Here is a 17,693-nt window from a genome sequence, read left to right on the forward strand (position 1 = left end):
TTTAATAACTTAATAAACTATATCGAGGTAATTATGTCAGTAGTAAAAGAATTGGCCGTATTGGGTATCAACGATGTCACCGAAGTGGTGTATAACCCAAGTTATGAATTCTTGTTTGAAGAAGAAACCAAAGCAGATTTGCAAGGCTATGAAAAAGGCACGTTGACCACCACCGGCGCTGTGGCGGTCGATACCGGGATTTTCACCGGTCGTTCGCCGAAAGACAAATATATCGTGTTGGACGATAAAACCAAAGACACCGTGTGGTGGACCAGCGAAAAAGCGAAAAACGACAATAAACCGATGACGCAGGATACTTGGGCAAGCTTGAAAAAACGGGTTGCCGATCAACTGTCCGGCAAACGCCTGTTTGTCATTGACGCTTTCTGCGGAACCAATCCGGACACCCGTCTGGCGGTACGTATCGTTACCGAAGTAGCCTGGCAGGCACATTTTGTGAAAAACATGTTTATCCGTCCGAGCGAAGAAGAATTAAAAGGCTTTAAACCGGACTTCACCGTCTTGAACGGCTCTAAAACCACCAATCCGGATTGGAAAGAACAAGGTCTGAATTCCGAAAACTTCGTTGCCTTTAACCTGACCGAAGGCGTGCAATTGATCGGCGGTACTTGGTACGGCGGCGAAATGAAAAAAGGTATGTTCTCAATGATGAACTACTTCCTGCCGTTAAAAGGCGTGGCCTCCATGCACTGTTCCGCCAATGTGGGCGAAGACGGGGATGTCGCCGTGTTCTTCGGCTTGTCCGGCACCGGCAAAACTACCCTTTCTACCGATCCGAAACGCCGCCTGATCGGTGACGACGAACACGGTTGGGACGATGAAGGCGTATTCAACTACGAAGGCGGTTGCTATGCGAAAACCATCAACCTGTCCGAAGAAGCCGAGCCGGATATTTACCGCGCGATTAAACGTGATGCTTTATTGGAAAATGTGGTGGTGTTGGACGACGGCACAGTCGATTTCAACGACGGTTCGAAAACCGAAAACACCCGTGTTTCCTACCCGATTTACCATATTCAGAATATCGTAAAACCGGTCTCCAAAGCAGGACATGCGAAAAAAGTGATCTTCCTGACGGCGGATGCCTTCGGTGTGCTGCCGCCGGTTTCCAAACTGACGCCGGAACAAACCCAATACTACTTCCTGTCCGGTTTCACCGCAAAATTAGCAGGAACAGAGCGTGGCATTACCGAGCCGACACCAACTTTCTCCGCCTGTTTCGGTGCGGCATTCCTGTCGTTACACCCGACACAATATGCCGAAGTTTTGGTTAAACGGATGCAAGCTTCCGGTGCGGAAGCCTATTTGGTTAACACCGGCTGGAACGGCACCGGCAAACGTATCTCGATTAAAGATACACGCGGTATTATTGATGCGATTTTAGACGGTTCAATTGAAAAATCCGACATGAAACAGCTGCCGATTTTCAACTTGGCTGTGCCGACCGCACTTCCGGGCGTCGACCCTGCGATTTTGGATCCGCGCGATACCTATGCCGATCAGGCACAATGGCAAGCTAAAGCAGAAGATTTGGCAGCCCGTTTTGCGAAAAACTTTGATAAATATACCGATAACGAAGAAGGCAAAGCCTTGGTTGCAGCAGGTCCTAAAGCGTAATACGGTACAGCATCTCTGATACGAATAAACCGTACTTTGAAAGTGCGGTTTATTTTTTGGCTTCAATTCGTCAGGTTTCAGATCACGATACTTATTTTACCGCATTCGGAATCAATGTTTCCGCGCCTGCCAATTTTCGGACAATGTCTTGTGCGACACCATGGCGTTGTCCTAAAAACGCCGCTTTATTGAGAGAAACAAAAACAGTACCTTGCTGATCTTCCCAGATCAGTGCTTTTAACGGCAGATCCAGCGCCATTGTCGGTGATGCCAGCATAATCGGCGTGCCCGCTTTCGGGTTGCCGAATAAAATCACGGTCGCTGCCGGCATAGTTAACTCGTTTTCCTGCGCCGCTTTTTGATGATCAATGATGCCAAAAACAGTCATGCCTTTATCAGTGACCGCTTGTTCGATTCGCTGCACGGTTTCCGGCGCATCGTACCGACTTGTTACCGTCAACAAGCCATTATCCGCCAATTCTGCCTGAGATAACGCCGGCAACATCGCCGCCAGCAGCCCGAGTGTTTTTCTGAATGTCATACACGCTCCTTTTTTGTCCAATCATATCATCATCAGACTAGCTGCAATCCCGATTTGAAAATTGTCATAAAGACCAAACAATTTGGGATTTGATCTCATTTTTAAACAGAATCCGTTCGTGTTTATGGCATTGTTGATTATAATCGGTATAGAATGACGACATACCGCACTTGGCAACATTAAGAGAGGACAAGAGATGATCGCACATTGCCAACATCCATTACTGAGTGAAACCAACCCGCAAATTGTTTGTGCCTTGCAACAATATCAACTGATTGAGGTTAACGGAGAAGACAGCGAACAGTTTTTACAAGGGCAATTAACCACCGATATCAGCAAACTGGCGGTCGGCCACTCGACACTGACGGCGCATTGCGATCCGAAAGGCAAAGTCTGGTCGGTCTTTCGGGTGCTGCGCTTAAGCCAAACACAATTCTATTTTATTATCCGTAAAGCATTATTGCCTGTTGCATTGGAACAACTGAAAAAATATGCCGTTTTTTCCAAAGTCACATTCAATGACGTGCCAAACCGCACTTTAATCGGTTTTGCCGGTGCCGAAGCCTCACAGGCGCTCAGCCGTTTTACCTCACAAGTTCCCAATGCGGAAACACCGTTAATCAACAATAACGGCAACCTGTTGCTGTATATCGAGCGTATCCGCCCGCGCTGGCTGTTGATCACCGAACAGGTGGTCGATCTTACCGCAACCGAACAGGGGATTGTGTGGGATTTACTGGATATTCAAGACGGCATACCGTTATTGACCGCTGAAACGCAAAACCAGTTTATTCCGCAGGCGCTGAATTTACAGCTTTTGGAACAAACGGTTTCTTTCCATAAAGGCTGTTATATCGGACAAGAAACCATCGCGCGCGCCAAATATCGCGGTGCCAACAAGCGCGCACTGTTTATTCTGGTAGGACAAATCGGCAACACACCTGCGCTCGGACAAGGCATCGAGCTGCTACTCGACACGCATTGGCGTAAAACCGGTACTATTATCAATTATGTCGAGCATAACGGGCTGGTGTGGTTGCAGGCGGTTCTGGCAAACGACAGCGAGTCGAGCCATCGCTTCCGCTTAAGTGAAGAAAGCCCGCAGCCGCTTTGTTTGTATCCGCTGCCTTATACCTTAGAAGAAAAAGCCTGAGCGGATTCCATCGCCGCCGTAATAAAAAACAGGGAGAAAGACTGCTTTCTCCCTGATACCCCCATTACAATGTTTGGCTAAACTGCTGCAAAAACCGTTTAAATTCATCACCCAATTTCGGATGTTTTGCGCCGTATTCCACAATTGCCTGCAAATAGCCCAGCTTATCACCACAGTCAAAGCTTTTACCGCTCATATGAAACGCCTCGACCTGCTCTTGCTCAATCAGCATATCAATCGCATCCGTCAACTGGATTTCATCGCCGATGCCCACCGGCGTTTTCGCCAGTAAATGCCAGATGGCGGCGGAAAAGACATAGCGCCCCACCACGGAAAGGTTCGACGGTGCTTGGTCTTGAGCCGGTTTTTCCACAATATTGGCAATAACCGCACTTTGCCCCGTCTCCAATGCAACGCCGTTACAATCCACAATGCCGTAATTGCTGACCTCCTCAACTGCAACCGGCGCCACCATAATCTGACTGGTATGGGTTTCACGAAAACGTTTTAACATCGCCGCCAGATTCTCTTGTTGCTGATTGGCGCTGAATTCCGCCAAAACGACATCCGGCAACACCACAACAAACGGTTCGTCACCGACCACCGGTTTGGCACACAGCACCGCATGTCCCAAGCCTTTTGCATTCCCTTGACGAACATGCATAATAGTAACATCTTTCGGAATAATGGCGCGCACTTCATCCAGCAATTGGCGCTTAACCCGTTTCTCCAACATCGATTCCAATTCATATGAGGTATCAAAATGGTTCTCGATAGAATTTTTGGAAGAATGCGTCACCAATACAATTTCTTTAATTCCCGCATTCACACATTCATTGACTACATATTGAATCAATGGTTTGTCCACGATCGTCAACATCTCTTTGGGTATGGCCTTGGTAGCCGGTAACATTCGGGTTCCCAGCCCCGCAACAGGAATAATCGCTTTCATTGGGTTTCCTTCACAATATAAACAACGCGTAAATGGATAAAAAAACACCGTTTCATAGATGCTGTAAAACGGTGTTTATTCTAACTGAAAATCAAGCGCGAAGTAATGCCAAAATCTCGCTTGTTTTCTCATCCATCAGTGCTTTGTCACCACGGGTTTCCAGATTGAGGCGAACGACCGGCTCGGTGTTCGAGCTGCGCAGGTTAAAGCGCCAGTTCGGATATTCGATGCTGATTCCGTCCATTTCGTCGACGGCTATCGCATCTTTCTCATAGAAAGCACGCACACGTGCAATCGCCGTTTTCGCATCGGTCAGCTTACTGTTGATTTCTCCCGGAGACGGATAGGCATTCAGGCGATCACCGACCAACTGCCCCAACGTTTTGCCGGTGGTGCAAAGCAATTCCGCCGCCAACAGCCATGGAATCATGCCGCTGTCGCAATAGAAGAAATCACGGAAATAGTGGTGCGCACTCATTTCACCGCCGTAAATCGCATCGACCGCACGCATTTTTTCTTTGATAAACGAATGGCCGGATTTGGACACCACAGCCTCACCGCCCATCTCTTCCACCAACTCGACAGTATTCCACATCAAACGAGGATCCAAAATAATCTTCGCCCCCGGATTTTTGGCCAAAAACGCCTGTCCCAGCAAGCCGACGATGTAATAGCCTTCAATAAAGGTGGCATTTTCATCAAACAGGAAACAGCGGTCAAAATCACCGTCAAAGGCAATGCCCATATCGGCTTTGTTCGCCAATACCGCATCAATCGTGTCCTGTCGGTTTTCATGCAGAATCGGATTAGGGATTCCGTGCGGGAAAGACCCGTCCGGCTCATTGTGAACCTTAATAAAGCTGACTAACGGCGCTTTTTGTTTGAAACGGGCTTCCAATTCATCGATAACATGCCCGGCGGCACCGTTGCCCGAATTGATCACCAGTTTTAACGGCTTGTTGAAATTCGCCAGATTAATATAAGTCAGTAAGTGATCCACATACTCCGTCAAAACCGAAAGCTGTTTATACTCGCCGCGTTTTGCCACCTCCGGAAAGTTGTTCTCCTCCGCCAGACGCTGAATATCGGCAAGACCGCTGTCGGCACTGATCGGACGTGATCCGGCACGTACGAATTTCAATCCGTTATAGTTCATCGGATTATGGCTGGCGGTCACTTCAATCCCGCCGTCCACTTTCAGAAAAGAAGTGGCGAAATAGATCTCTTCGGTACCGGTCAATCCCAGATCGATCACATCAACGCCGGAATCCAGCAAACCGTTCGTCAGTGCGCTTTTTAATTCTTTACTGCTCAAACGCACATCACCGCCGACAACCACATTTTTTGGTTGCAAAAACTGTCCGAAAGCACGCCCGATACGATAAGCAATATCCGTATTCAGTTCATCCCCCAAGCGACCGCGAACATCGTAAGCTTTAAAACATGTTAATTTTGTCATCTATGCAACTCCAATTTACCCATTAATCACTATTTTTTTTCTCATCTGCTTCTTCTTTAAGACGCTGATATATTTCTTCCCGATGCACCGAAACCTCTTTTGGAGCGTTAACCCCGATTTTTACCTGATTCCCGCGTACACTGAGAACGGAGATAGAAATATCTTCTCCGATAAGTAGACTTTCACCGATTTTCCTCGTCAGTATCAGCATACATCCCTCTTTTAGATCGCAATAACGGCCTTATTTCGAAGTAATCAAATATTTATTACTTAAAAATAACACATATTGATAATACTTTATTTCGTAAAAAAAAGTGATCGGAAATGTGACAAAATGTGCTGTAGCACACAAAATAAAACAGGGCAAATTGCCCTGTTTTAGTACCGTCTTGATTTACTTACAGTTTATTTTCAAGCCATGTTTTGGCACTCGCCAAGGCAATGGCGATATTTTCCGTCTCGCTTCCGCCGGCCATCGCCAAATCCGCACGACCGCCGCCTTTCCCGCCCACTTGTTGTGCCATCAAGTTGACCAATTCGCCTGCTTTCACTTTGGCGGTTAAATCTTCGGTCACGCCGACAATCAGGTTCACTTTGCCGTCGGTCAGTGATGCAAACGCAATCACGGCGGAACCCAGCTGATTTTTCAGATCATCAACCATGATACGTAACGATTTCGCTTCTACGCCGTCCAGTTTTTGTAACACGACCTGCACACCATTGATATTTTGTGTCTGTTTTGCCAAATCGCTGCCCGCCTGCTGCGCCGCTTTTTCTTTCAGCAGCTGCAACTCTTTCTCGGCACGCTTGTTACGTTCCTGTAATTGCTGGATTTTTTCAACCAGACCGGCACTGTCCGCCTTCAGCAGATCCGCACTTTGCTGAATAATCGCCTGTTGCTGATGCAGCCAGTTGATGGCATTTTCACCGGTCAGCGCTTCAATACGGCGGATACCGGCCGCAATTGCGCCTTCAGAAATAATTTTAAACAAACCGATATCGCCTGTACGAGCGGCATGAATGCCACCGCACAGCTCCGTTGAAAAATCCCCCATTGACAACACCCGCACTTGATCGCTGTATTTTTCACCGAACAGCGCCATTGCGCCTTTGGCTTTTGCCGCCTCCAAATCCATAATTTCGGTCACAATCGGATGATTGGCACGGATTTCACGGTTGACCATATCCTCAATCGCATTTAATTGCGCCTTGCCGATCGCTTCCGGTTGGGCAAAGTCAAACCGTAACAAACTGTCGGAAACCAGCGAGCCTTTTTGGCTGACATGCGTTCCCAAAATTCGGCGCAATGCGGCGTGCAGCAAATGTGTCGCCGAGTGGTTCAGCGATGTTTTGGCACGACGTGTATCGTCGACCACCGCATTCAGCGTCTGGCCGACAACGATTTCACCTTGCTGCAATTCGCCGATATGCCCGAACACCTTGCCGTATTTTTGAGTATCTTTCACCTCAAATACCGCACTTTGACTCTCCAGACGACCGCTGTCGCCGATTTGACCGCCGGATTCGCCATAAAACGGGGTGTTTTCCAGCACGATAACCGCACTTTGACCGGCTTGAATGCGCTCAACCTCTTTGCCGTCATGGAAAAGTGCGGTGACTTTTGCCAGACTTTCCGCCGAATTATAGCCCTCGAAAGCGGTTTCGCCGTCAACCGTGATCACATTGCCGTAATCAATCCCGAAATTGCTGGCCGCTTGCGCTTGTTGGCGCTGTGCTTCCATCGCCCGATCGAAGCCGTCCTGATCAATCGTAATTTCTCTCTCGCGGCAGATATCGGCGGTTAAATCGTATGGGAAACCGTATGTATCATACAGTTTGAATACTACTTCGCCTGCAAGTACGTTATTTTTGACATTCGCCAAGGCATCGTCCAACAGCACTAAACCACGTTCCAGCGTGCGCGCAAACTGCTCCTCTTCCTGACGCAATAATTTTTCAATCAATGCTCGGTTTTGTTGCAATTCATTGCCCGCTTCCGCCATCACGTCGATTAAGGTCGGCACCAGTTTGTAGAAAAAAGCGCCCTGAGCCCCTAATAAATGCCCGTGGCGCACGGCGCGGCGGATAATGCGGCGCAGCACATAACCGCGACCTTCGTTGGACGGAATGACACCGTCGGCAATGAGATAAGCACAAGAGCGGATATGGTCGGCAATCACATTCAACGATTTGTTTTTCAAATCGGTCGCACCGGTAATTTCAGCGGCTTTGCCGACCAAACGGCGGAAAATGTCAATATCGTAGTTGGAATTGACATGCTGCAATACCGCGCTGATACGCTCCAACCCCATGCCGGTATCCACCGACGGCTTCGGCAACGGCAACATGCTGCCGTCCGCCTGACGGTTGAACTGCATAAAAACGACATTCCAGATTTCAATATAACGATCGCCGTCTTCTTCCGCCGATCCCGGCGGGCCGCCCCAGATATGATCACCGTGATCATAGAAAATTTCGGTACAAGGACCGCACGGCCCGGTATCACCCATCTGCCAAAAGTTATCCGACGCGTAAGCAGCGCCTTTGTTATCACCGATACGCACAATCCGCTCCGCCGGTATACCGACGATGTTATGCCAAATATCATAGGCTTCCTGATCGGTTTCATACACGGTTACCCACAATTTTTCTTTCGGCAGATTCAACCAGTCGCCCGACGTTAAAAACTCCCAAGCAAACTGAATCGCATCATGCTTGAAATAATCGCCGAAACTAAAATTGCCCAACATTTCGAAAAAAGTGTGATGGCGTGCGGTATAGCCGACATTTTCCAAATCGTTGTGCTTACCGCCTGCACGCACACAGCGCTGTGCGGTGGTCGCCCGTTTATAACTGCGTTGATCCTGCCCCAGAAACACTTCTTTAAACTGGTTCATGCCCGCATTGGTAAAAAGCAGGGTCGGATCGTTTTCCGGTACCAGCGAGCTGCTGGCGACGATTTGGTGTCCTTTGGTTTCAAAAAAACGCAGAAAGTCGCGTCTGATGTCTGCTGTTGTTTTCATTAATTTTTAATCCTTTGTGATAACAACTGATGGTATGTCATTTAAAAACGGTCTATTTTCGCATAAAAAATAGGCGTGGGAAATGGCTTTGTGTGGGGTTTAAGTGCGGTTGCAGGCAAATTATGCCGTTATTGAAAGCAAGCATACCGCACTTTGTGCTTTTTCGACAAAGTGCGGTATGTCAATCGAAGGAAAAGAATACAAAAAAAGCTATTCTTCGTCTTTCAGCGGCACTACCAGCATATCAATTGCAATTGAATTCATCACCTGACGAGTCGACGAAACCAACTTGCTCCAGAAATCCTGATGATGCCCCGTCACCAGCAAATCAGCCTGATATTTGCCGATCGCCTCTTTCAGCACCTGTTCCAAATCGCCGGTGCCGCTGAGCCTTTCCGTCACCGGATAATCCACCGATCCCGCCAGCTTGTTCAGCGCTTCTTGCGTTTCCACCGAAATTCGATCCTGCATCGTTGCCATATTGATATCAATCAGCCCGGTGTAGAGATCGGAAAAATTGACATCTACGTGAATCAATGACAATTTCGCCTGATGGCGCTTGGCAATATCCACCGCTTTATTCAGCAGAACCGGACTGTCTTCAGACAAATCAACCGCTACCAGAATGTGTTTGTACATAATCGCCTCCTTTTTACTCATCGGATAAGTAAATGTTTCATATGAAAAAGAGTGTTAAATCTGATCGAATAATAACACTCTGCGATACAAAAGAGCTTGTGCCAGATCACAAATTATTATTTTTCTTATTAAAAATTTGAGCAGATAAATCGCTTCGATTTAACAACCCAAGACAATACAAGCGCCGATTGCCTGTTTTTATTTTCCGTATGCCATGGCATGCAAAGCGCATTATAACTTGACCTTTCAATGCTGAAAGCGTAAGATCCGCACGATTTGATAATATGAGGAACACACTTTGGACAGTCATAGACGATACTGGTTTAATGCTTACCCTTGATATTTTCCCCGTCATTTTTCAAATGCTTGCCGGCGAAAAATATCGCGGACAAGTACGAGTCACCGCTACTTTTCCTTTGCCCGATTTACCAGAATCTTAATTTGTTCATTGCGTGTCCACAACCCCATAAGGGAGCATGGAATATGATTGGTGCTTTTGCATTGGACAACGCCCGCCTGGTTCGTGTCGACGAAACCGGACAAAATTTAGAAACAGCCATTTGGATTGATCTCATTGACCCCAGCAATGAAGAACGTGAAGTCTTACAACAGGGTCTCGGCCAAAGCCTGGCCAGCTATCTGGAACTGGAAGATCTGGAAGCGTCCGCCCGTTTTTTTGAAGACGAGGACGGGTTGCATCTGCACTCTTTCTTCTATTGTGAAGACGAAGACGACTATGCCGCCATTTCGACCGTGGCATTTACCTTGCGCGACGGCCGCTTATTCACCCTGCGTGATCGCGAACTGCCTGCCTTCCGTCTGTACCGGATGCGTTCACGTATTCAAAAACTTGACGCTTGCAACGCTTATGAATTACTGCTGGATTTATTCGAAACGAAAATCGAACAACTGGCCGACGTCATCGAAACCATCTATGCCGATTTGGAACAGTTGAGCCGTGTCATTTTGGAAGGCAAACAGGGCGAAGCCTTTGATGAAGCGCTCTCCACGCTGACCGAGCAGGAAGACGCCAGTTCCAAAGTGCGGTTATGTTTAATGGATACCCAGCGCGCACTGAGTTTTCTGGTACGCAAAACCCGTTTGCCGGCCAGCCAATTGGAACAGGCGCGTGAAGTCTTGCGCGATATTGAATCCCTACAGCCGCATAATGAATCCCTATTCCAAAAAGTGAACTTTTTAATGCAAGCGGCAATGGGTTTCATCAATATCGAGCAGAACCGAATCATCAAAATTTTCTCGGTCGTTTCCGTTATTTTCCTGCCGCCAACCTTGGTTGCCTCCAACTACGGCATGAACTTCAAAGAAATGCCGGAACTCGGCTTCAGTTTCGGCTATCCGATGGCGCTCGGTTTAATGCTGCTGGCCGCACTCGCCCCCTACTTCTATTTTAAGCGCAAAGGTTGGCTGTAGTTTTGATTGCAACAATAATAACCAAGCCGCGCTGCAAAGTGCGGTTTTTTATATGCGGGAAACGGGAATAAACGATCAGAGCTTAAAATGGAAATCGGAGATGAAAAATCGAAATTAAATGGCGGTGAGAGAGGGATTCGAACCCTCGATACGTTTTCACGTATACACACTTTCCAGGCGTGCTCCTTCAGCCTCTCGGACATCTCACCGTGATAAATTTGAATGCTGACAGGGCGCAAACTATAGGGATTTCTCGCCCTGTCGTCAAGTATTTTTTCGCACTTCAACGCACGGTTGGTGATTAATAAATCAATTCTGCCGAATCAACACAACATCGGATTAAGTGCGGCAAAAAGAAAATACGCCAGCTGCGCATTCTCTGTGCACAATCACCTAACACCGCATAATCTCATGCAACTGTTGCTTGGCTCGGCTCACACTGTCGCTTTCAATCCAAGCGATTTGGCGAAATCCCAATTCGGCTAACTGCCGTTCAAACCGCACTTTTTCCGTTTCATCGACATTGCAGGTAAAAACCGTCAAGTGCGGTCGAGCGTTATTCTTGCCACACTGCATCAGATTCAGATATACGTGAAAAACACTGTCGGCGCTCAAATCCTGTCCGCACACGCCCCATGCCAGATAATCGGTTTGCAGCGACAGCAGCGTACAATCCAGTGCGGTCTCGGCACTCAGATTGTGTTCGACAAGCACCGTATTCGGCCATTTCTGCAAAGTTTGTCGTATAAAGGCGGCGAGAGCTCGGTTGAGTTTGTCGCTCTGTGCCGCCGCGGCTGTTTTCATGACCAATAATCGACTCATATTATTATCCCGCCAACAACATTCCGTTGATTGAATATTACCGTAAATCCAGTTATGCTTTGTGATATTTTGTGCATTTCTTCTCAGGAAATCAATCGATGGATACTTTAACCAGCATGAATGTCTTTCGCCAAGTGGTCGATCTCGGCAGTTTCAGCAAAGCCGCCGACTCCCTGAATATCTCCCCCGCCATGGCGAGCAAGCACCTGCGCCATTTGGAAGACTGCCTGCAAGCCAAATTGCTCAATCGCTCAAGCCGCCACCTGAGTCTCACCGAAATCGGGCAGAATTATTACCGCGAATGCTGCCATGCGCTGGATATCCTCAATTCTGCCCGCCAAACCGCACAGCAAGGCGTCGTCAATCCGCAGGGAACACTGAAAATCACCCTGCCGATTTGGCTGGCGACACCGCACTTTGCCCGTTTGCTGCAAGCATACCGACAGCAATATCCGGATGTCAAATTGTCGCTCTATCTGGATAATCAGCATAACGATTTGATCGCACAGGGGTTTGATCTGGCATTGCGGGTCGACCGCAGTCTTGATCCGAATATTATCGTCAAACCATTGACCGAGATTGATTTTTACTGGGTTGCCGCACCGCACTTTATCCGTCAGTATGCCGATCTCCGCCGTGAACATCTGGCGGATTATCCGGCGGTTGCGCCCAACTATACCAGTGTCGACTATCCGCTCACACGGGTAGCGGACAGCAACAATACCTTAATGTTGAAAGAACTGGTGGTGGCCGGTCACGGCATCGGCAGCCTGCCGCAATGGGCGATGGAATCGGAATTACAGGACGGACGCCTGCAAAAATTGTTCGACGGCAAGCCGGAACAGCGCTTAAAACTGTATGCCGCCTATATGAACCGTGAACACCTCAGCGCCAAAATCCGCTCGTTTATCGATTTTCTGGCGGAAAATCTGGACAATAAAAAGGCGGAATAATCCGCCTTTGCCTGATACGTTAACGTAAACTTATTCGGGTTTGTTTTTTTCAACCGCACTTTCCACCGAGCTGGAAATGGTCATATACACTTCGCTCGACAGCAACGCCTTTAAGCTAGCGGCCAACTCTTCCACTTTCGCACTGTCCGCCCCGCCCTGCTCGGTAAAATAACCGTTTTCTTTCAAACTGGCGATAAAAGTGGAAAAAACCGCTTTATCGAAAAATTCAGGCGCATTGATGCCGTGCAGCACCGACAACCGCTGCGCAACGGACTGGCTCTCTTTTTCCAGATTACTGCGTGAGATAGTCGGCTCTGCCTGTAGGAAATTCAGCGTAATGTAATAGCGCTGGATAATCTCGCGAATCCCGGCGGACAACAGTTGCAGCGAACGGATATTGCGCTTGTTGATACCGACCATTTCATCATGTAGGTTAATCAACGCCTGACGCTGCAATTCCGCCAAAATTTGTTTGATCCACGGTTTAAGCCGGTTTTCGTCAATGTCCAAAAACAGTTCCGATTTCAGGAACGGATAAATTTTTTGTACCGCATCAATCAATAAACTTTGCTGAATCGCCTCATGATGAATCACAATCGAGGCAATCAGCGACGGCAAAACAAACAGATGTTGAATATTATTACGATAATAAGTCATCAACACCGCAGAAGAGCGCTCAAGGCGGATAATTTCGCCGAAACTGTCTTTTTCCTGAATAATGCCGACTTTGTCCAAGCTCAAGACATGTTCCAACATGGCTTGCGGCGATTCCTGCGGCACAATCACATCTCGGCTGTAGGCGACATTATTCAATAGCTGTTGATAAATGCTCAGTTGCGACAACAATTGCTCGCGAGCCAATGCTCGCTGCCGAGACGCCAGCAATACCGTTCCGATTAAATTCATCGCATTAATCGCCGCCGCTTTGTTGATATTGCGCATCACCTGCACAGCCAATTTGTCGACCGCCCCGCCGAGCCAGGCTTTACTTTCCTCGCCTTCGCTCTCTTTCCAATTCGGATAATGCTGATTCAAATAGGTATTCAGCGTAATCGGTTCGCCGAAATTGACATAGCCCTTACCCATGTTGCGCAGTTTTTTGATCACACGCAGCACCAAACCGGCATTTTCTTTTTCTTTCGCCGCCCCACGCAGCTCTTTGGCGTAAGTATCCACTTCCAATACATGTTCATAACCGATATACACCGGCACCAGACTGATCGGACGGGTATGCCCCTCCAACAGCGCCTGCAAGGTCATCGACAACATTCCGGTTTTCGGTGCCAGCAGCCGCCCGGTGCGCGAACGTCCGCCCTCAATAAAGAACTCTACCGCATAGCCCCGACGAAACAGCTCTGATAAATATTGACGGAAAACCGTTGAATACAGGCGATTACCGCTAAAAGTGCGACGGATAAAAAAGGCTCCCCAACGGCGGAATCTACCGCCCACCGGCCAAAAATTCAAATTGATGCCGGCGGCAATGTGCGGCGGCACCAGCCCCTGATGGTATAAAATATAAGAGAGCAGCAAATAATCGATATGGCTGCGGTGACACGGAATATAGACAATTTCGTGCCCTTCAATCGCCAGCTTGCGCACCCGATCGCCGTTTTTAACGTCAATGCCGCGATACAGCTTATTCCACAGCCAGCGTAAAAACCGATCCGCCAGACGCAAACTTTCATGGCTCACGTTGGCGGCGATTTCATTTAGCATCGCTTCCGCATTCGCCGTTGCTTTGTCATGATCGATTTTTTTACTTTTAGCTTCATCGGCAATCGCTTCCTGTACCGCACTTGACTGCAAAATTTGACGGAACATCGCCTGTCGATTCGGTAAACGCGGGCCGGTTGCCGAGGTACGCTGCTTGGAAAAATGAATTTTGGCGACACGGGTCAGCTTTAAGGCGATATCATCGTCACTGCCTTTCAAGTTCGCCATATCACGCAACGAAACGGCTTTGGAAAAACGCACGAAATTATCACGCCCGAACCACGCTATCGCCCATAATTTCTGCAAGCGCCCAAGAAAGCGCAAGTGCGGTAACTTTTTCTCATGCCCCGGCGAACGCCCCCACAAGACCGAAACCGGAACCAGCTGCACATCCAGTTCCGAATGGCTGCGGTGCAATTCAAAATATTTAGAAAACAGCGCCCGGGTATTTTCCGTCAGTTGATTCGATTTAAAAAAACGACGCCCTCTGTCCAGAAAAACAAAACGCGGCAGGCTGTCGCCGTTAATTTTATTTCTCGCCAATGGATCCGGCAACCCCAGCTGTAAACAGTGTCGGCGTAAAATCAATAAATCCGTTTGCGAAGTATAAGGCAACAGATATAAAAAACATTTTTGCCTGTCCAACTCCAATTCATTGACAGGATCACTCGGAATAGGGTTGCTTTTCACCAAAAGCGACAGCATAAAATCGAGTGCTTTGCGGTAAGTATCCAAAAAAATTGACATTATTAATCCGATTGTAATTATTGTGTTATTCAGAACCAAATCTTGCGAAATACAGTCACGGATTCTAGCATAAATTCCATTAATCGCCTATGGTCGGCACACTTGGCGGCAGGTAAACGGAATAAGTGATTGCATCTGCAAAGATACTGTATATAATGACAGGAAAGCTGTATAAAAAAACAGGGAGTCAGCTATGAAGCCGAATAAAGCGCTCACCCCGCGCCAACAAAAAGTCTATGATTTTGTCCGTTCCCACCTGGACTCCACCGGTATGCCGCCGACTCGCGCCGAAATCGCCAAAGAGTTAGGTTTTCGCTCGCCGAATGCCGCAGAAGAACATTTGAAGGCCTTAGCACGTAAAGGCGTGATTGAAATTCTCTCCGGCACCTCGCGCGGTATCCGTCTTTTGCTCACTGACGAAGCAAGTGCGGCTGAAGAGAGCGAGGAAGAGGGGCTGCCGCTGATCGGGCGAGTCGCCGCCGGCGAACCGATTTTGGCACAACAACATATTGAAGGCAGTTACAAAGTTGACGCCTCGATGTTCAAACCGCAAGCGCATTTTTTATTGAAAGTGTACGGAATGTCGATGAAAGATATCGGTATTTTAGACGGCGATATGCTGGCGGTACATCGAACCAAAGATGTGCGCAACGGGCAAGTCGTCGTCGCAAGGATTGAAGATGAAGTGACGGTAAAACGCCTTGAGAAAAAAGGTTCTACCGTTTACCTGCACGCTGAAAACGAAGAATTCCAACCGATTGTGGTTGATCTGAAAAATCAATATTTGGAAATCGAAGGCATTGCCGTCGGTATTATCCGCAATAATGCCTGGATGTAAAACCGCACTTTTGATAACCAATAAAAACGGTGGATATTCCACCGTTTTTTATTAATCAACTGATATTAAACCTAATCGGCACGGTCACTGCCGCTTTCATTCCGTCAGGACGCGGGCCGACACTTCTGGCATTCTGAACCGCCTGAATCGCCGCCTTATCCAAATCCTCACTGCCTGACGATTTTGCCACCCGAGGATTTTGGATACTGCCGTCGGTATTCAAAGTAAAAGAGATACTGACAACCCCTTGTTTACGCATCATTTTTGCCCGTTGCGGATAGCGCTTGTTACGCTCAATTTCACGACGTAATTGTGAACGATAAGCATCAATTGCCTTGCCGCCGCCTCCGACCATATTCGGATTATTTGCGCTGGTTTGCGGCCCGCTGGCTTTTGAATTGACATTATGCGGCGAATCCACATCACGATCGCCTTGCTGTACATTGTCGCGCTTAGAACGCTCTTTTTTCGGTTTTTCCTTCCGTTTCTCTTTCGGTTTCGGCTTTGGCTTCTCTTTTGGCTTTTCCGGCTCTTTCGGTTTTTCTATTTTTTTCGGCTCGGGCTTTACCGTCGGATCGGGAATTTCTTCTTTCGGTTCGGGAATCTCTTCTTTTATCGGCTCAGGTTCGGGCTCCGGCTCGGCTTGCACCATCGCCATCATCATTTCGATCGAAATATTGGTACTCATTTCGTCACTCGTCTGCCCGTTTGCCGTTTCATCCGCCATCGAGCGCCCGATAGCAAAGATAAAAAGCGAGGCTAACGCCCCGTGAAAAATCAGGGAAAACAAGAACCCGATAAGAGAACGACGCTTTTTCATCTCTACTCACCTTGTGGCTTGAGTGTTACGATTGCCACATTTTTAATCTCATATTTGGAAAAAATATCCGTTATATCAACAAATTGCTGAAATTCAGTTGCCGCATCAACTTTCAACGTCACTTTCTGCGTTTTGTCCCAGCGCCCAATCTCCTCTGCCAAAGCTTCTTTGCTGATCGGCTTATCGTTATAATACAGTTCGCCGTTTTCCGTCACCGTCAACAATTTTGCCAAATCGTCCGCTTTCATAGTCACGCTGCTGCTGGCTTTCGGTACATTGACCTGAATTTTGCCCTGCGAAATAAATGATGCCGTCACCAGCACAATCGCCAATAGCACCAACATAATATCCAAAAACGGGATGATATTGATTTCATCGAATTTCTTCACCGCACTTTCCCCTGTCGTCAGGCCTGTTGTTTCTGTTTTTCCGTGAAAGCAAACCATTTCATTTTGTTGACATCAACCTTACGGTTTAAGCCGTTATAAAACACCATTGACGGAATTGCGACCAAAATCCCCACCGCCGTGGCTTTCAGCGCCAACGATAAATTCACCATAATCGCCGCCGCATCGATGTCGCCGCCGGATTGTCCCATGGTATAAAACGTCAATAAAATGCCGATTACCGTTCCTAACAAACCGACATACGGCGCATTCGATCCGACGGTGGAAATCGTAGTTAAATTACGGGTCAGATCAATTTCCAACTCGTGAATCGTTGTGTAGTCCTCCACATTGACTTGGCGGAAAAAAATAAGACGTTCGATCACCATCCACAGCATGACGAAGCTCATCAATGCCAGCGTCCCCAAGATGATGTAATCGGTATAATGTTCTAAAAATTCAAAAAGTTGCTCCATTCATGACTCCTAATGAGCGTGACCGCAGAATAAAAAATACAAAGTGCGGTCGGCACTTTGTATTTTGTAATTGAGAATTGATTTCATTATTGTAGCTTG

The 17,693-nt window shown here is 47.8% G+C and carries 16 protein-coding genes and 1 tRNA gene; 5 read left to right on the forward strand and 12 right to left on the reverse strand.

Annotation, left to right across the window (positions count from 1 at the left end; genetic code table 11):
* Nucleotides 1-33: 33 nt before the first annotated feature.
* On the forward strand, nt 34-1,638 hold the full coding sequence (gene pckA, locus OA57_RS05780; RefSeq protein WP_034614772.1) for a phosphoenolpyruvate carboxykinase (ATP): 1,605 nt from the start codon (nt 34-36) through the stop codon (nt 1,636-1,638).
* A gap of 91 nt (nt 1,639-1,729) precedes the next feature.
* Here pckA and OA57_RS05785 read toward each other — a convergent pair whose 3' ends face one another.
* Nucleotides 1,730-2,179 carry a DUF302 domain-containing protein gene (locus OA57_RS05785; protein WP_034614774.1) on the reverse strand — a complete coding sequence of 150 codons (450 nt, stop codon included), beginning with the start codon at nt 2,177-2,179 and terminating at the stop codon, nt 1,730-1,732.
* 196 nt (nt 2,180-2,375) lie between these two features.
* Between OA57_RS05785 and ygfZ the strand changes: the two genes are divergently transcribed.
* Nucleotides 2,376-3,332, forward strand: a complete 957-nt coding sequence (gene ygfZ, locus OA57_RS05790) for a tRNA-modifying protein YgfZ (RefSeq protein WP_034614776.1) — start codon at nt 2,376-2,378, stop codon at nt 3,330-3,332.
* A 64-nt stretch (nt 3,333-3,396) separates the two neighbouring features.
* Here ygfZ and galU read toward each other — a convergent pair whose 3' ends face one another.
* The 5 genes from galU to uspA all read right to left on the reverse strand — a co-directional run bounded on the left by galU (nt 3,397) and on the right by uspA (nt 9,405).
* On the reverse strand, nt 3,397-4,284 hold the full coding sequence (gene galU / locus OA57_RS05795) for a UTP--glucose-1-phosphate uridylyltransferase GalU (RefSeq protein ID WP_034614779.1): 888 nt from the start codon (nt 4,282-4,284) through the stop codon (nt 3,397-3,399).
* Nucleotides 4,285-4,375: 91 nt separating this feature from the next.
* On the reverse strand, nt 4,376-5,743 hold the full coding sequence (locus OA57_RS05800) for a phosphohexomutase domain-containing protein (protein WP_034614782.1): 1,368 nt from the start codon (nt 5,741-5,743) through the stop codon (nt 4,376-4,378).
* 22 nt (nt 5,744-5,765) lie between these two features.
* Nucleotides 5,766-5,954 carry a carbon storage regulator CsrA gene (gene csrA / locus OA57_RS05805; protein WP_034614785.1) on the reverse strand — a complete coding sequence of 63 codons (189 nt, stop codon included), beginning with the start codon at nt 5,952-5,954 and terminating at the stop codon, nt 5,766-5,768.
* Between the two features lie 187 nt (nt 5,955-6,141).
* Nucleotides 6,142-8,766 carry an alanine--tRNA ligase gene (gene alaS / locus OA57_RS05810; RefSeq protein ID WP_034614789.1) on the reverse strand — a complete coding sequence of 875 codons (2,625 nt, stop codon included), beginning with the start codon at nt 8,764-8,766 and terminating at the stop codon, nt 6,142-6,144.
* A 210-nt stretch (nt 8,767-8,976) separates the two neighbouring features.
* Nucleotides 8,977-9,405 (reverse strand): universal stress protein UspA, encoded by a 429-nt coding sequence (uspA, locus tag OA57_RS05815; protein ID WP_084589881.1) that lies wholly within the window; start codon nt 9,403-9,405, stop codon nt 8,977-8,979.
* A 483-nt stretch (nt 9,406-9,888) separates the two neighbouring features.
* Between uspA and corA the strand changes: the two genes are divergently transcribed.
* Nucleotides 9,889-10,836, forward strand: a complete 948-nt coding sequence (corA, locus tag OA57_RS05820; protein ID WP_034614793.1) for a magnesium/cobalt transporter CorA — start codon at nt 9,889-9,891, stop codon at nt 10,834-10,836.
* Between the two features lie 119 nt (nt 10,837-10,955).
* Here the strand turns inward: corA and OA57_RS05825 are convergent.
* Both OA57_RS05825 and OA57_RS05830 read right to left on the reverse strand, forming a co-directional pair.
* Nucleotides 10,956-11,045 (reverse strand) — tRNA-Ser (locus tag OA57_RS05825).
* Between the two features lie 184 nt (nt 11,046-11,229).
* Complete coding sequence (locus OA57_RS05830) at nt 11,230-11,658, reverse strand: hypothetical protein (protein ID WP_034614797.1); 429 nt, start codon at nt 11,656-11,658, stop codon at nt 11,230-11,232.
* Between the two features lie 98 nt (nt 11,659-11,756).
* On the opposite strand from OA57_RS05830, the gene OA57_RS05835 reads away from it, so the two are divergent.
* Nucleotides 11,757-12,611: a LysR family transcriptional regulator gene (locus tag OA57_RS05835; RefSeq protein WP_034614801.1), complete on the forward strand. Its 855-nt coding sequence runs from the start codon at nt 11,757-11,759 to the stop codon at nt 12,609-12,611.
* A 30-nt stretch (nt 12,612-12,641) separates the two neighbouring features.
* Here OA57_RS05835 and plsB read toward each other — a convergent pair whose 3' ends face one another.
* Nucleotides 12,642-15,074: a glycerol-3-phosphate 1-O-acyltransferase PlsB gene (gene plsB / locus OA57_RS05840; protein WP_034614806.1), complete on the reverse strand. Its 2,433-nt coding sequence runs from the start codon at nt 15,072-15,074 to the stop codon at nt 12,642-12,644.
* A 193-nt stretch (nt 15,075-15,267) separates the two neighbouring features.
* Here plsB and lexA point away from each other — a divergent pair, with 193 nt between their 5' ends.
* Complete coding sequence (lexA, locus tag OA57_RS05845) at nt 15,268-15,912, forward strand: transcriptional repressor LexA (protein WP_034614809.1); 645 nt, start codon at nt 15,268-15,270, stop codon at nt 15,910-15,912.
* A gap of 55 nt (nt 15,913-15,967) precedes the next feature.
* Here lexA and OA57_RS05850 read toward each other — a convergent pair whose 3' ends face one another.
* Genes OA57_RS05850 through exbB form a run of 3 tightly spaced genes read right to left on the reverse strand, consistent with a single transcriptional unit; the run spans nt 15,968 to nt 17,594 of the window.
* Nucleotides 15,968-16,732, reverse strand: a complete 765-nt coding sequence (locus tag OA57_RS05850) for an energy transducer TonB (RefSeq protein ID WP_034614812.1) — start codon at nt 16,730-16,732, stop codon at nt 15,968-15,970.
* A 2-nt stretch (nt 16,733-16,734) separates the two neighbouring features.
* Nucleotides 16,735-17,121, reverse strand: a complete 387-nt coding sequence (gene exbD, locus OA57_RS05855) for a TonB system transport protein ExbD (RefSeq protein WP_034614815.1) — start codon at nt 17,119-17,121, stop codon at nt 16,735-16,737.
* A 17-nt stretch (nt 17,122-17,138) separates the two neighbouring features.
* Complete coding sequence (exbB, locus tag OA57_RS05860) at nt 17,139-17,594, reverse strand: TonB-system energizer ExbB (protein WP_034614818.1); 456 nt, start codon at nt 17,592-17,594, stop codon at nt 17,139-17,141.
* Nucleotides 17,595-17,693: the final 99 nt, after the last annotated feature.

Source organism: Chelonobacter oris, assembly GCF_000772535.1.
GTDB classification, from domain to species: Bacteria; Pseudomonadota; Gammaproteobacteria; order Enterobacterales; family Pasteurellaceae; genus Chelonobacter; species Chelonobacter oris.